This window comes from Thiomonas arsenitoxydans (genome assembly GCF_000253115.1).
Lineage (GTDB): Bacteria > Pseudomonadota > Gammaproteobacteria > Burkholderiales > Burkholderiaceae_C > Thiomonas > Thiomonas arsenitoxydans.
Map to the genome: position 1 here is coordinate 2,348,626 of NC_014145.1, position 15,018 is coordinate 2,363,643.

The following is a 15,018-nucleotide window of genomic DNA, read 5'->3' on the forward strand; positions in this document are numbered from 1 at the left end:
TTGGCCATGCAGATTCTGTGTGCTTGATGGTAGGCTGCTTGATGGTAGGCTGCTTGTGGCGTGATCTGAACCGAGCCCCGTGCCTGTTTTTTGCCTTTACGTGCACTATTTCACAATCTCGTGGGGTATTTCTTCTGCGGAATCGATGGGGCCGCAGAAGATTCGCTTCATTAAAAATAAATGGCCCGCCTGTACCGCACTCCCCGCTCATGCCCTCCCGTTCTACCGATCCGCTGCAGGCGCTAAAAACAATGCTGGACGACGCTCGCAAGGCGTATCTCGACACACTCCAGGCGTGTGATCGGGCCGTGCGGCGGGGCGACGACAGCGCGCTGGACGCGCTGCAGCGCGACGCCGCAAACCGCTTCGCCGTGCTGCAGCACCTGGCGCAACAGTGGCCGCTGCGTGCGGCCCGGCACACGCCCTGGACGATGCCCGACCCCGCAGCGCATCCCAGCGCGAAACAACCGCCTCATCAGTGAGCGCAGCCCTCCATGCCTCGCACCATAACCCAGTGCGTCCTGCGCTCGCGCTCTCTGCGCGGGGCCGTGTTGCTCCTGCCCTTGCTGTTGTTGCTGGCCTGGATTGGCGGGACAGAATTCAATGCGTATCACGCCACCCGTGACCGCATTCAGCAGCAGGCCCACACCGCCGCCGCCAACCTCGCGGGAGATATCGCCAGCCGGTTGCAGACCCAGTTCACCGAACTGCAATTCGCGGCCGTCGCCCTGCTCGGGCCGGATGCCGATCCCGCGCATCCCGCACCCCATGTGATGCAGACCCTGCGACGCTTCATGGCGTTGCACCCCAGTCTGTACGCCTTCAACATCCAGTCGGCCGACGGCAACACCATTGTGTGGTCGAGCCAGGCGCAAAGCAGCCAACCGATCACTGGGGGGGCGGGCTTTACCTCATTGCCCGGCGATCCTGATTTTCTGCTGGGCCAAGACCATTTTGCCGCGCGCGTCGGCACGCATGTGCTGACCATGCGGTATCGGGTACGCGGCCGCGGCGGCGCGACCCGCTACTTCGTCGGCACCCCGTACCGGCTCGATCAACTCCTGCAGCCGCCAAGCCCGCACGCATCCCACCCCTGGGTGCTTTCGGTGCGCGATACCCGCGATGGCAGCCTGCTGGGCGTGGTGGACCACGGCCAGGTGCGCCTGGCTCAACCCGCTTCGCTTGCGCACCGATCCTCTGATGCGGTGTCCGCGCCCATCGCCGGCTTTCCGCTCAGGGTGCAGGCGAGCTGGCCCGCCGCGCTGGCGTTACAGACTGACGCGCGCGGGGCGAAGCTGCGCTGGGGGTTCGAGCTCGGCTCCTTGCTGTTGCTCATTCTGGCCTGGGCAAGCATCGTGCGGCTGCTGGCGCAGCGAGAGCGGCAGGTCAAGCTGCTGCACCGCATGGGTGACTTGCAGGATTTTCTGGCGCAGGTCAACCAGGTTGCTGCTGAGAGCTTGGACCTGGATGTTTTTTTGCAAACCGTCTGCGACCTGGCGATCAGCCGGGGCCAACTGGCGCTGGCCTTGGTGGCGCGCCCGCAGGAGAGTGGCCTGCTCACGCCCGTCGCGTCAGCAGGCAAGACGGCCTATCTCGAGGGGTTAGTGCTCTGCACAGACCCCGGCATCCCGCAGGGACAGGGGCCGTCCGGACAGGTCTGGCGCCATGGCGGGCCAGTGTTCAATACCTCTTTCGATACGCCCGCCTTGGCCCCGTGGCGCCAGCGTGCGCAGGCTCTGGGGCTGCACGCCAGCGCGACGCTTGCCCTGCATCACCACAGGGCGCGTTTTGGGCTGTTGGTGCTCTACCGCAGTGACGACGTGGCCTTCGACACCCCGATGCAGTCCTTGCTCACTGAACTGGCGGAGGATGTCTCCCGTGGGCTTGATCGCATCGCACAGCGCCGCCAGATCAACCGCCTGAAGCGCCAGTACCAAGCGCTGATGCAGACCGGTGACGTGCTGATTCACGCGCACAACGAGCGCGACCTGCTCGCGCGTTTGTGCCAGCAGATGACCCACGACACCGCATTTCATGCCGTGTGGATCGGCCGCCCCGACGCCCAGCGGCAGATGCAGGTGTTGGCGCAAGTCGGCGAAGGTACTGAGGGTCTCGCTGATCTTCACATCAGGTTGCCGCAAGACGGCAACGGCCCACTGATCGTGCGCGCTTGGTTGACGCAAAGCACCGTGTTCAATAACGATCATCAGGCCGACCCCCAGCTTGCGCCCTGGCTGGAGTTTCTGCAGCGGCATCGCTGGGCAAGCGCCCTGGCGACTCCGGTGCGACGGGGCGGAGCGATCTGGGCCGTCTTGGCATTCGTGTCAGCCGAGCGCGGCGTTTTTGATGCCGATACCGTGACTTTGTGTACCCGGGTGGGCGACCTGCTCGGCCGGGGGCTTGATGCGCTCGATCTGCGTCACCAGTTGGCACAGCAGCAGAGCGACGAAGCCTATCGCGCCCGCCACGACGCGCTGACCGGCTTGCCCAACCGCTTCGCCCTGGAGCAGCACCTCCCCTTGGCGATCGAGCGGGCCCGGCGCCGCGGCACGCATCTGGCCGTGGGCATGATCGATCTGGACGATTTCAAGCCCGTCAACGACACCTTCGGCCATGCGGCGGGCGATGACCTGCTGCGGCAGTTGGCCGCGCGCCTGCGCGCGCAGTTGCGTCGCCCCGATCTGCTCACGCGTCTGGGGGGCGACGAGTTCGTCGTCATCCTCGAAGACCTCGACGCTGAAACCGTCATGGCGCAGTTGCAGACCGCGCTCGACCGTCTGCACACGGCGGTAGAGACGCCCTTCGACCTGGGCGAAGGGTGGCAGGCCACGGTGGGCATGACCCTGGGCGCGGCGCTCTTTCCCGGCGACGGGCAAGATGCCGACAGCCTGCTGCGCCAGGCCGACGCGGCCATGTACGTCGCCAAGGCGCACAAAGGCGACCGTGCCCGCTGGTGGACCCTCGACGCGAGCGCGCTGCAAGCCGCTGCGCCCGATGACGGGCAGCCGCTGGACGCCTACGGGCCGCAGGCGCAGGCGCTGCTGGAGCGTCACCGCGCCTTCTGGGAGGCGACGACCGACCGGTTTGTTGCAAGCTGGTACGCCGACATGGCCGCACATCCCGAGATGGAGGCCATTGTGCAGACCCTTGAGCCCGCGGAGTTCGCGCAGCTCAAGGCGCATCAGACGCAGCATTTGCGCTTCCTGCTCGACCCGGGCACCGCACAACAGGCCATCGTGTCTGCCGCGCAGCACATCGGGCAGGTGCATGCCCTCACCGGGGTGACCGCCTCGATGCTGTTGACCATGATGCGGGCCTATCAGCGCATCTTGGCCGAGCAGTGGCTTCAGTCCCTCTCTCAACCGGCACAGCGGAGTTTGCTGCTGCATCTGCTGCAATCGCGTCTGGACGATGACGTGGGCGCGCAACTCCAGGCGCACACCGACACCCTCAGTGTGCTCCTGGCGCCCTTGACCTCCCCCCTGCCCGATCACAGCACGCCCTGGGCGCAAGTGGTGCGCGACGAAATCAGCATGCTGGCCCGCTTGCCGGGGATCCTCGGGGTGACGCTCGCCCGCCCTGATGCACAGGGCGTGCTGCAACTCACCCATGCCGTGGGCACCGTCCCGATGGATGAGGTGCTGGCCGCGCTGCGTCAAGTAGAACTGATCTCCACGATCGATCCGCAGTCTGCGCGGGGCCAAGCGCTCATGGCGCGCGCCTGGCGCAGCGCCGAGGTGGAGCAGACCGGCGCCGTGTGGCGCGAGCCGGGCCTGCAGCCTTGGACGCAGTTCCATCACACGTATGGGGTGCGCAGTGTGGCCGCGGTGCCGGTCTGCGACGCGCAGGGGCGCAGCCAGGCGGTTCTGGCGCTGTATGGCACCTACCCCAACCAGTTCGCCGCTACCTGGATGCAGCAACTCTTGCAAGGCTTGCGACTGCGCTGGCAGTTGATGGCCAGCCGGGCCGCGTCCCCCACCTTCTTTGTGCCCATTGCGCAGGCCCAGCAGCGGCGTGCAGCGTTGTTTGATGGCGGCTTGCGCATGTGGATGCAACCGATCGTCGATCTGCGCACCGGCCAGGCGGCCAAGGTTGAAGCTTTGGCCCGTCTGCAGATGCCGAGTGGCGAGTGGCTCTCTCCGGGCGAATTCCTGCCGCTTCTGGGTGTGCCGGAACTGCGCCGTTTGTTTCAAGAGGGGCTGCGGCAAAGCCTGCAAGCGGTCAAATCCTGGGAGGATGACGGCCTGATCATCGATGTGTCGGTCAACCTGCCGCCGTCTCTGCTGGCTGAGGACGCCTGGCCCGGCAAGGTGCAGGCGCGACTACAGGACTACGCTCTGGCCCCGCAACGGCTGACGCTGGAATTACTCGAGACGGAAGCGCTGGACAGGCCCGAGCAACAGCAGACCCTGATGCAACTGCATGCCCTGGGGGTGAAGCTGGCGATCGACGATCTGGGCTCGGGCTACAGCAGCCTGACGCGGCTGCGGCAATGGCCGATCTCAACCCTCAAAATCGACCAGAATCTGGTGCGCGATGTGCAGCGCGATCCGTTGCGCGTGCTCTCAATGGTGGCCGCGCTGGTGCGTCTGGGGCGTGACCTGGATACGGAGGTGGTGGTCGAAGGGCTGGAGACGCCGGGATTGATCGAGATGGCCCAGGTGCTGGGCGCGCCGTACGGACAAGGCTATGGCCTGTCCCGGCCCATGCCCAGTGCCGATCTGCCCGCCCGGATACGGAACTTCCAACTGGGCAACGCGCGGCAGGCACTGCAAACGGCGCTGGGCGCGCTGACGTATCACTGGGACTACATGCATCGTGATGACAGCGCGCGCCCCACCGCCTTGTCTGCTTGCCCGTTGACGGCCTATCTGGAGCGCTGCGGCCTGACGGGCAGCGCGCTGGAGCAAGCGCATCGGCAGATTCATGCCGGAATCGATGTGCAGCGCAACAGCGAGGTGCTCCTGCAGGGTTTGCGCGAGCGGGTCAGGCAGGGGGAATGAAACGACCGGAATGGCCCGCACGAACACGCGCCGCAGACACAGGCCACGCGTCAACCAAAGCGGAGGAAATCGCCGGCTTTTCGCGCTGCGCGACTTGGCAACCTCACACGCTTGCGATTGGCGAGGATAATTCGCGCTGTCGATCCAGCCAATCCGCCCACCACTGCATCAGCCCCCGGCGCTGATCGAGATACTGCGCCCGGTTGTACGCCGCGCGAACCGCGTCCGTCTCCCGGTGCGCGAGCTGGCGCTCGATGACATCGTGTGCAAAGCCAGACTGCTCGTTGAGCACGGTGGACGCCAGAGCCCGGAATCCATGCGCCGTCATCCGGCCGCGATAGCCCAGTCGGTAAAGCGCGAACAGGAAAGTATTCTCAGATAGCGGATGCCCCGGGCGCAGGGGCGAATCCAGCACCAGATCGCGATCACCGGTGAACACCCGGAGTTGTTCGAGCACCGCGCGCGACTGCTGTGACAGCGGCACGACGTGCGGCAATCCCGCCTTCATGCGGTCTTCAGGAACCACCCAGACCGCGCCGTCCTCGCGCAGCTCAGCCCACCGCATGCCGCGCATCTCGCCGACGCGCACGAAGGTCAAGGCCAGCAACTGCAATCCCAGGCGGGTAACCGGTTCCTCATAGCCGTCGATCGCCGCGAGCAGCGCACCGGCCTCGTCTGGCGGGATACTGGCCATCGGTTTTTTCACCTTACGCGGCTGCAGCACGCGCACCAGGCCTCCGGCACCGTGGCTCTCGATGTAACCCACGTCCTGAGCGTAGTCGAACACCGCGGCGATGCGCCCGGCTACTCGGTGCGCGGTTTCCACACGGCCACCCTTCTGCACGGCCTGCACCACCTCGACGAGCTTCGTGCGCGGGATCTGGTCGATCGGCAGCGCACCAATCGCGGGGTACGCGAAGCGCTCCAGCGTCCCGGCGACCTGCCCCTGATGCTTGCCGTTGGAGAGGGAGGGCAGTTTGATTTTGAGCCACTGCTCAGCGATCGCCTTGAACGTCGGTGCGACCTTCGCGGCGGGCGTGGCAGCCTCTGCATCGTTTGGTGCGCTCTTGGCCTGCGCATGCGCCGCGCGGGCCTGCGCCAGAGACATGCTCGGGTAGCGGCCATAGGTCCGGGTGCGCTGTTTGCCGTTCTGCGCATAGTTGGCGCGCCAGCTCTTCAGCCCGGTGGGCGCCACAAAGAGCTACAGGCCGCCGCCGTCGGTGAGTTTGTAGGGCCGCTCCTGCGGCTTGGCTGCCTCGACAGCCTTCACGGTGAGACTCATGGTATCGCCCTTCTGGATGCCATGAACGATACCACGATTGGCGGCTGGCTGGCGTGGTATCGCCCCGGATGTCGTGGGACGATTATGGACGCTCTTCCCTATGAAAAAGCCCTGTCACAGAAACTGCGCGGGGCTCTTGGGGACTACTTTGGATCAATTCTGGCGGAGAGAGGGGGATTCGAACCCCCGAAGGGCTATTGACCCTTACACGCTTTCCAGGCGTGCGACTTAAACCGCTCATCCATCTCTCCGGTAACCCACGACTATAGCAGACGAGGGCTCCCGGCTTGGGGGCCTCAGGGTCAATGCGTTTTGCCGAGTTGGTCGAGGATGGCGGGATTTTCGAGCGTAGAGGTATCCTGGGTGACAGCCTCTCCCTTGGCCAGAGAACGCAAGAGGCGACGCATGATCTTGCCGGAGCGCGTCTTGGGCAGGTTGTCGCCGAAGCGAATGTCCTTCGGCTTGGCAATGGGGCCAATTTCCACGCCCACATGGTTGCGCAGTTCGGCCGCGATTTTCAGGGCTTCCTCGCCCTCAGGCCGGGGGCGTTTGAGCACGACGAACGCGCAGATGGCTTCGCCAGTGATGTCATCCGGGCGGCCGACCACGGCGGCTTCGGCCACCAGCGGGTGCGAAACCAGGGCGGATTCGATTTCCATCGTGCCCATGCGGTGGCCGGAGACGTTGAGTACGTCGTCGATGCGGCCGGTGATGGTGAAGTAGCCGTCATTGGCGTCGCGAATGGCGCCATCGCCTGCCAGGTAGTAGCCGCCCAGTTCTTCGGGGTAATAGCTTTTCTTGAAGCGTTCGGGATCGCCCCAGATGTTGCGGATCATGGCTGGCCAGGGCTTTTTGATGACCAGAATGCCACCGGTGCCCCAAGGCACATCGTGGCCGGTTTCGTCCACCACTTCGGCGGTAATGCCGGGCAGTGGCAGGGTGCAGGAACCGGGCACCATGGGCGTCGCGCCAGGCAACGGGGTAATCATGTGGCCGCCGGTCTCGGTCTGCCACCAAGTGTCAACAATGGGGCAGCGACCGCCGCCGATGTGCTCGTAATACCACTCCCAGGCCGCGGGGTTGATGGGCTCGCCGACGGTGCCAAGGATGCGCAGGCTGTCGAGCTTGTAGTTGCGCGGGTGCACGGCGGGGTTGGTCTCTGCAGCCTTGATGAGTGAGCGGATGGCCGTGGGCGCGGTGTAGAAAATGGTGACCTTGTGTTGCTCGATCATTTTCCAGAAGCGTCCGGCGTCTGGAAAGGTCGGCACACCCTCGAACATGATTTCGGTGGCGCCGCAAGCCAGCGGGCCGTAGGCGATGTAGCTGTGCCCGGTCACCCAGCCGATGTCGGCGGTGCACCAGAACAGGTCGTCCGGGCGGATGTCGAAGGTCCAGAGCATGGTCAGCTTGGCCCACAGCAGATAACCCGCGCTGGAATGCTGCACGCCCTTGGGTTTGCCGGTGGAGCCGGAGGTGTAGAGCAGAAACAGGGGATGTTCTGCCTCGACCCAAACCGGCGGGCAATCCGGGCTGTGGGCTGCGGACAGTTCGTGCATCCAGAGATCGCGGGGGGCGGTGAAGGCCACGTTGCCACCAGTTCGCTGATAGACCACGACATGACGGATGGTGTCGCAGCCGCCGAGCGCCAGCGCCTCGTCGACGATGGCTTTGAGCGGCAGCGATTTGCCGCCGCGTCGCTGTTCGTCGGCGGTGATCACCAGCACGGCGCCCGCGTCTTCGATACGGTCGCGCAGCGACTGCGCCGAAAAGCCGCCGAACACGACCGAGTGCGTGGCCCCGATTCGGGCGCAGGCCTGCATGGCCACCACGCCCTCAATCGACATGGGCATATAGATCACCACGCGGTCGCCCTTATTCACCCCGAGCGATTTGAGTGCGTTGGCAAAGCGGCCCACCCTGTCGAGCAATTCGGCGTAACTCACGCGGGTGACGGCGCCGTCATCGGTCTCGAACACGATCGCAGTCTTGTCGCCCTTGCCGGCCTGCACGTGCACATCCAGGCAGTTGAAGGACACATTGAGCCACCCATCATCGAACCATTTGTAGAACGGGGCCTGGCTGTCGTCGAGTGCGTGGGTAAAGGGTTGCTGCCATTGCAGGTTTTCTCGCGCCATGCGCGCCCAGAAGCCGGTGTAATCGCCCTCGGCCTCGGCGCAGAGGGCGCGATAGGCGTCCATGCCGGAAATACGGGCGGACTGCACGGCTTGCTGGGAGGGGTAATAAACTTTGCGTTCGTGCGGGTGTGTGGCGGTGTCGCTCATGACAGTCTCCTTCGTTTTGTGAAATCTCAGCGCAAAGGCGCAGGAAAAAACATTGCTATCTGAATTTTGCGCCCTTACGTAGCCCTGACGGCAGCCCTGACGCTGCACCTCGAGCATAGTGCGCAGCGCTGGCGTGGGGCTGAATTGGAGCGAGACGGTGCCCTTCTAGAATCGCGATTCAATCCCCGTCACCGGAACCGCCATGCCTCGTCCGCCCGACCTGCCGCACGTCCCCTTCATCCCCCGCCTGCTGTTCATGAGCCGCTGGTTGCAGTTGCCGCTTTATGTGGGGCTGATCCTGGCACTCGGGGTGTATGTCTTTCACTTCTGGGTGGAACTCACCGATCTGGTCGGCGCGGCATTCGGCAATCAGGCCTCGCTGGCACACCTGCTCGAAGCCATCGCCGTGCGCAATCCTCTGCCCGTGGAGGATGCGCAGGCTCTGGCGCATGGCGCCGCGCCCAAACTCACCGAGACGACCATCATGCTGGTGGTGCTAAGCCTGATCGACGTGGTGATGATCGCCAATCTGCTCATCATGGTGATCGTGGGCGGATACGAAACTTTCGTGTCGCGCATGTACCTCGAAGATCATCCCGATCAGCCGGAATGGCTGTCGCATGTCAACGCCTCGGTGCTCAAGGTCAAGCTGGCGATGGCCATCATCGGCATTTCTTCTATCCACCTGCTGCGCACCTTCATCAACGCCGACGCCTATAGCGTGAAAGCGTTGGTGGCGCAGACCACTATCCATGTCGTGTTCCTGCTTTCGGCCATGGCGATCGCCTACACCGACCGCATGATGACCCGCACCATGCTGCTGGGCCATGTCAAGGCGGACGAGGCTCATTAGGCCCGCCGCCTGTCAATCCCGGCGCCACCTGTTTCATCCACAACAAACCGTTCACACCATGACCACCGTTATCCGCGCCGCCGATTTGCGCGACAGCATCGCCGCAGCGCTGCAGTTCATCAGTTACTACCACCCGGCCGACTACATCAGCCATCTGGCTAGAGCGTATGAGCGCGAGCAGTCGCCTGCGGCCAAGGACGCCATGGCGCAGATTCTGACCAATAGCCGCATGTGCGCCGAAGGGCATCGCCCGATCTGTCAGGACACGGGCATCGTCAATGTCTTTCTCGACATCGGCCTGAACGTGCGCCTGGAAGGCTTTGACGACGGCCTCGATGCAGTGGTCAACGCCGGGGTACGGCAGGGGTATCTTGACCCCGACAACGTGCTGCGCGCCTCGATCGTGGACGATCCGATTTTCGCCCGCAAGAACACGCGCGACAACACTCCGGCCGTCATCAACATCAACCTCGTGCCCGGCAATACCGTGTCGGTGAAAGTCGCTGCCAAAGGCGGCGGCAGCGAGAACAAGAGCAAGTTCATCATGATGAACCCCAGCGACAACCTGGTCGATTGGGTGCTCGCCACCCTGCCGACCATGGGCGCCGGTTGGTGCCCGCCGGGCATGCTGGGCATCGGGGTAGGCGGCACGGCCGAGAAGGCCATGCTCATGGCCAAGGAAGCCTTGATGGACGATATCGACATGTCCGATCTGCTGGCGCGCGGCCCGCAAAACAAGCTGGAAGAACTGCGCATCGAGTTGTTTGAAAAGGTCAACGCGCTGGGCATCGGTGCTCAAGGTCTCGGCGGCCTGTCCACCGTGCTGGACGTGAAGATCAAGACCTACCCGTGCCACGCGGCCAGCAAGCCGGTGGCCATGATCCCCAACTGCGCCGCCACCCGTCATGCCCACTTCGTGCTCGATGGCAGCGGCCCGGCCTTTCTCGATCCGCCCAGTCTCGACCTCTGGCCCCAAGTGCACTGGCAGCCCGATGCCGCACGCAGCCGCCGCGTCAATCTCGACACCCTGACCCGAGAAGAAGTGGCGAGCTGGAAGCCGGGCGACACCCTGCTGCTCTCGGGCGAACTGCTCACCGGGCGCGATGCCGCGCACAAGCGCATTGCCGACATGCTGGCGCGTGGCGAAACACTGCCCGTCGATTTCACCAACCGGGTGATCTACTACGTCGGCCCGGTCGACCCGGTGCGCGATGAAGTCATGGGCCCGGCCGGCCCGACCACCGCCACCCGCATGGACACATTCACCGAGACCATGCTCGCACAGACCGGGCTGATTGCCATGATCGGCAAAGGCGAACGCGGCCCGGTGGCGATCGAGGCGATCAAAAAGCACCGCAGCGCCTCGCTCATGGCCGTGGGCGGCGCAGCGTATCTGGTGGCCAAAGCCATCAAAGCGGCGCGCGTCGTGGCGTTTGAAGACCTGGGCATGGAGGCGATCTATGCCTTCACCGTGCAGGACATGCCTGTGACCGTGGCGGTGGACGCGCAGGGCATCTCGGTGCATCAGACCGGCCCGGCACAGTGGAAAGCGCGCATCGCGCAAATGCCGCAAATTCCCATCACCTCCACCTAAATGCCCCCGTTGCCCGCAGACCGCCCCGCCTGCGACCCCGCGCGCTGCCCGCTCTGCGGTCAGCCCAATGCGTGCGCGCGGGCCGCGGGGAATGAATCGGCCACTTGCTGGTGCGTCAGCGTGCGCTTTGCGCCGCAAACCCTGGCACGCATTCCGCCCGCGTGCATCGGCCTGGCCTGTATCTGCCCGCAATGCGCGGATGCCGAGCCCGCTCAGCCAAACCGTCGCTCATGAGCCCAACCCCGAAGCTCGGCGTCTTCGATTCCGGCGTGGGCGGCCTCACCGTGCTGCGTGCGCTGCGGGCGCAGTTGCCGCAGGTCAGCCTGATCTATGTCGCCGACTCGGCCCACGCGCCCTACGGCGACCGGCCCGACGATTTTCTGCAGCAGCGCGCACGCCAGATCACCCGCTTTCTGATCGGGCAAGGCGCACGACTCATCGTCGTGGCCTGCAACACCGCCACCGCGGCAGCCATCACCGCTTTGCGCGCGGAATTCGATCTGCCCTTCGTGGGCATCGAGCCCGGCATCAAGCCCGCACTGGCCCGCAGCGATGCGCGGCGCGTCGGCGTGTTGGCCACCCCGTCCACCCTGCGCAGCGCCAAGTTCCGCGCGTTGTTGCACACCCATGCCGCCGCTGCCGAGCCGGTGCTGCAGCCCTGCCCCGGTCTGGCCGACGCGGTGGAGCGTGGTGATCTGCAGGCGCCGCAAGTGCAGCAGTTGATCCGTCAGTTCTGCGCGCCGCTGCGCACAGCCGGCTGCGACACCGTAGTGCTGGGTTGCACGCATTACCCCCTGCTGGCCGAGCAGATTCAGGCCGAGCTCGGCCCCCAAGTGCACCTGCTCGACACCGCCGAGCCCGTGGCGCGGCAAGCCGCGCGTCTGTGGCAACAAACAAGCGCACAGAGGCCCGAACTGCCGCAGATCTACACCAATGGCGATCTCGCCGTGCTGCGTCGCATGGCAGATCTTTGCGGGCTGCAAGACGCCGCCATCCATCGCTGGAACGAAGTCGCCGCTTGATCTCACCGCCCTGCCCTGCAGAAAACCGCTGATGCGGGGACAATGGAACGAGATGTTTTATCCCACGCCAGCCGCCCGTTGCAGCTGCTTGTCAGATTCTTCCGTTCATTGCCTATGTCGTCTCAACTCTTCTCCCCGTTTTCACTCGGCGCCCTCAGCCTGCGCAACCGCATCGTGGTCAGTCCGATGTGCCAATACAGCGCCGTGGAGGGCAATGCCATGCCCTGGCACCGCGTGCATCTTGGCCAGCTGGCGCAAAGCGGCGCCGGCCTGCTGTTCATCGAGGCCACCGCGGTCGAAGCCATCGGCCGCATCACCCCCGGCTGTCTGGGGCTGTATTCAGCCGACAACGTGGCGGCGCTGCGCGCCGTTCTTGACGAGGTGCGCAGCTTCAGCGACATGCCCATCGGCATTCAACTCGGGCACGCGGGGCGCAAGGCATCGAGCGCGCGGCCCTGGGACGGCGGTCAACTCCTACCGGTTTCGCAAGGCGGCTGGCCCACCGTGGCCCCTTCCGCCGTGCCACATGGCGCGCAGGAGGCTGCACCGCAAGCGCTGGACGCCAGCGGCCTGGAGCGCATCCGCAACGCCTTCGTCCAAGCCGCGCGACACGCCGCCGGCCTGGGCCTGCAAGCGGTGGAGCTGCACTGCGCGCACGGCTATCTGCTGCACCAGTTTTTGTCGCCGCTGTCCAATCAGCGCGACGACGGCTACGGCGGCAGCCTGATCCAGCGCATGCGCTATCCGCTGGAAGTGTTCGATGCCGTGCGCGCCGCCTTGCCCGCGAGCATTCCGCTGGGCGTGCGGGTCTCGGCAACCGACTGGGTGGAGGGCGGTTGGGATCTGGAGCAAACCCTTGCCTTCGCGCAAGCGCTCAAGGCGCGAGGTTGCGACTGGATCGACGTGTCTTCCGGCGGTTTGTCCCCCAAGCAGCAAATTCCCATCGGCCCCGGCTATCAGGTGCCATTGGCCCAGGCAGTGCGAGAGGCGACCGGGCTGCCCACGATGGCCGTCGGCCTCATTACCGAAGCGCAACAGGCCGAAGCCATCGTGGCTGAAGGCCGGGCCGATCTGGTCGCGCTGGCCCGCGCCCTGCTGTGGAATCCGCATTGGCCCTGGCAGGCCGCAGCCGCCTTGGGCGCGCAGGTCAAGGTACCGCCGCAATACTGGCGCAGCGAGCCGCGGGACGCCCGCGGCGTGTTTGCCAACGCCGCCATCGGCCAGCGCTGAGCTGCAGCCTCGCATCCAGCCCCCGCAACTGTGGCCCGTCTGCGTCAGATCAAATGAAACCGCGCTGACAGGCCCATGCCCCGGCGCGGATCAACGGTCCGCCCCAGCGAACGCAATTCGCGTAAACCCTGAATTTCTGCGACTTGCGGGCGGTTTGTGACCCCAGTCACTCACACATAGATAAACCTGCAAGTCTCAATTTGCAATTTGCGGTTGATCAAATCCCTACTGAGCTCCGCTCTCGATACTCCTGCCAGTAACAAAGTGTTGTCTTTTGCAACATTGCGGTGCAGGTCGCACCGAGACTAGGAGTCGAGATGGATTGGGTCGGGCTTTATCCCACTTGGTATGAACCGGGTGTGGGCAGTGGCTGGGTCGTCGGCATCATGGCCACCATTCATGTGCTGGCTTCGCACACTTCGGTGGGCGCGGCCATTTTGTTTGCGTATCTGGCGGTGCTCGCCTACCGGCGCAATCAGCCGCAGTTGCTGGATTACATCCGCAAATACGGCATGTTCCTGCTGGTGTTCTCGTATGTCATCGGCTCGATTACCGGGCCGGGCATCTGGTTCACCACCACCGTGGCCAGTCCGCGCGGCATTTCGGCGCTGATCCACAGCTTTGTGTGGAAATGGGCCACCGAATGGGTGTTTTTCGTCATCGAGGTGGTCGGCGTCTATCTGGTGATCTACCTGGTCGGCCGGGTCGATCAGCGCACGCATATGCGCATCGCCGTGATCTTCGGCATGGCGTCTTACACCACCATGCTCATCATCCTGGGCATTCTGTCGTTCATGATGGTGCCGGGCAAGGAGGTCTGGTTCACTGAGGGGGGCTACCTCAACGGCTTCTACGGCAGCAACACCTTCGCCCAGCTCGCCATGCGCACCGCGTTCATGTTCACCATGGCGGCGGTGGTCGGCGGCATCGTCGCGGCGCGTATCACCGATCCGGCGTTCAAGCGTGAGATTTCGCGCAAGCTGGCCTGGCTGGGCATCGTGTCGTCGATCACCGGCGCGGCGCTGTTCCAGTGGTATATCCGCACCCTGCCGGAAACCGCGCATCTGGTGATGGACAACCGCCTGCCGTCCTACTTCCAGCCGGCCATCATCACCGTGCTGCTGGGCATTCTGGCTTACTTCGTGATGACGCTGATTTCCTCGCGCACCCTGGTGGTGTGGGGGGCGTCGGTGGCCACCGTGAGCATTTTGCTGTTCGGGCTGTGGCCGGAGGAAGTGGCGCGCGAGTCCATCCGCAAGCCCTGGGTGGCCGGGCAGTACATCTATTCCAATCAGGTCGTCGGCCGCGATGTGCCGGGCATGAACATCAAGAGCGAGATTCCGCTGCTGGAGACGCATGGCTTTCTCAAGACGCAGGTGTTCGTTCCCAACGAGCTGCGCGTGGTCACGCCGGACAACATGCTCAAAGTGGGCGAGTCACTGGCGCTGACGACCTGCTCCAACTGCCACTCGCTGAGCGATACCGGCATGCGACCGCTGCATCGCTACTTCGGCGGCGCGACCAACGTGACCGAGGTGGAAAACTACCTGCGCGGCGCGCTCTCCACCGGAGCCACGATGTATATGCCGATGATTCCGCTCAAGCCCGAAGAAGCCGAGGCGCTTGCGGTATTCATCGTCAACATGAAGCAGCCGCAGGCCGCCATCGCCCACATCCAGCACAAGGCGGCACTGGCGCAGGCCGACCAAGCCGCTGCGCTGCCCGCAACCCTGACCCAAGAGGTGCGCTGAC

General features: G+C 64.7%; 10 protein-coding genes and 1 tRNA gene. 8 read left to right on the forward strand and 3 right to left on the reverse strand.

Translation table 11 applies throughout. From position 1 onward, the window contains the following. Positions 1-209 precede the first annotated feature (209 nt). Together THI_RS10970 and THI_RS10975 are read left to right on the forward strand one after the other, a co-directional pair. Complete coding sequence (locus tag THI_RS10970; protein ID WP_013106318.1) at positions 210-482, forward strand: hypothetical protein; 273 nt, start codon at positions 210-212, stop codon at positions 480-482. 12 nt (positions 483-494) lie between these two features. Beyond that, positions 495-5,003 (forward strand): bifunctional diguanylate cyclase/phosphodiesterase, encoded by a 4,509-nt coding sequence (locus tag THI_RS10975; RefSeq protein WP_013106319.1) that lies wholly within the window; start codon positions 495-497, stop codon positions 5,001-5,003. Between the two features lie 103 nt (positions 5,004-5,106). On the opposite strand, the gene THI_RS10980 is transcribed toward THI_RS10975, so the two are convergent. From THI_RS10980 to acs, 3 genes are all read right to left on the reverse strand, one after another. Continuing rightward, positions 5,107-6,198 (reverse strand): tyrosine-type recombinase/integrase, encoded by a 1,092-nt coding sequence (locus tag THI_RS10980; RefSeq protein WP_231836170.1) that lies wholly within the window; start codon positions 6,196-6,198, stop codon positions 5,107-5,109. Positions 6,199-6,445: 247 nt separating this feature from the next. Then, positions 6,446-6,536: transfer RNA gene (locus THI_RS10985), tRNA-Ser, on the reverse strand. A gap of 51 nt (positions 6,537-6,587) precedes the next feature. Continuing rightward, positions 6,588-8,567, reverse strand: coding sequence for an acetate--CoA ligase (gene acs, locus THI_RS10990; RefSeq protein ID WP_013106320.1), 1,980 nt, complete (start codon positions 8,565-8,567; stop codon positions 6,588-6,590). 202 nt (positions 8,568-8,769) lie between these two features. Between acs and THI_RS10995 the strand changes: the two genes are divergently transcribed. The 6 genes from THI_RS10995 to THI_RS11015 all read left to right on the forward strand — a co-directional run bounded on the left by THI_RS10995 (position 8,770) and on the right by THI_RS11015 (position 15,017). Then, positions 8,770-9,420, forward strand: coding sequence for a YqhA family protein (locus THI_RS10995; RefSeq protein ID WP_013106321.1), 651 nt, complete (start codon positions 8,770-8,772; stop codon positions 9,418-9,420). 58 nt (positions 9,421-9,478) lie between these two features. After that, positions 9,479-11,014 (forward strand): fumarate hydratase, encoded by a 1,536-nt coding sequence (locus THI_RS11000; RefSeq protein ID WP_013106322.1) that lies wholly within the window; start codon positions 9,479-9,481, stop codon positions 11,012-11,014. Further along, positions 11,015-11,248: a cysteine-rich CWC family protein gene (locus THI_RS18480; protein WP_013106323.1), complete on the forward strand. Its 234-nt coding sequence runs from the start codon at positions 11,015-11,017 to the stop codon at positions 11,246-11,248. It abuts the gene before it with no gap. After that, positions 11,245-12,036 (forward strand): glutamate racemase, encoded by a 792-nt coding sequence (gene murI, locus THI_RS11005; RefSeq protein ID WP_013106324.1) that lies wholly within the window; start codon positions 11,245-11,247, stop codon positions 12,034-12,036. Before THI_RS18480 ends, murI begins: the two co-directional genes overlap by 4 nt. Positions 12,037-12,150: 114 nt before the next feature. Then, on the forward strand, positions 12,151-13,266 hold the full coding sequence (locus THI_RS11010) for an NADH:flavin oxidoreductase/NADH oxidase (protein ID WP_013106325.1): 1,116 nt from the start codon (positions 12,151-12,153) through the stop codon (positions 13,264-13,266). A gap of 317 nt (positions 13,267-13,583) precedes the next feature. Further along, positions 13,584-15,017 carry a cytochrome c gene (locus THI_RS11015; protein WP_013106326.1) on the forward strand — a complete coding sequence of 478 codons (1,434 nt, stop codon included), beginning with the start codon at positions 13,584-13,586 and terminating at the stop codon, positions 15,015-15,017. Position 15,018: the final 1 nt, after the last annotated feature.

Coding starts and splice junctions, on each gene's coding strand:
- acs (WP_013106320.1), bottom strand. CDS start 8,567: ATGAGCGACACCGCCACACACCCGCACGAACGCAAAGTTTATTACCCC.
- murI (WP_013106324.1), top strand. CDS start 11,245: ATGAGCCCAACCCCGAAGCTCGGCGTCTTCGATTCCGGCGTGGGCGGC.
- THI_RS11000 (WP_013106322.1), top strand. CDS start 9,479: ATGACCACCGTTATCCGCGCCGCCGATTTGCGCGACAGCATCGCCGCA.
- THI_RS10975 (WP_013106319.1), top strand. CDS start 495: ATGCCTCGCACCATAACCCAGTGCGTCCTGCGCTCGCGCTCTCTGCGC.
- THI_RS18480 (WP_013106323.1), top strand. CDS start 11,015: ATGCCCCCGTTGCCCGCAGACCGCCCCGCCTGCGACCCCGCGCGCTGC.
- THI_RS10995 (WP_013106321.1), top strand. CDS start 8,770: ATGCCTCGTCCGCCCGACCTGCCGCACGTCCCCTTCATCCCCCGCCTG.
- THI_RS11015 (WP_013106326.1), top strand. CDS start 13,584: ATGGATTGGGTCGGGCTTTATCCCACTTGGTATGAACCGGGTGTGGGC.
- THI_RS10970 (WP_013106318.1), top strand. CDS start 210: ATGCCCTCCCGTTCTACCGATCCGCTGCAGGCGCTAAAAACAATGCTG.
- THI_RS11010 (WP_013106325.1), top strand. CDS start 12,151: ATGTCGTCTCAACTCTTCTCCCCGTTTTCACTCGGCGCCCTCAGCCTG.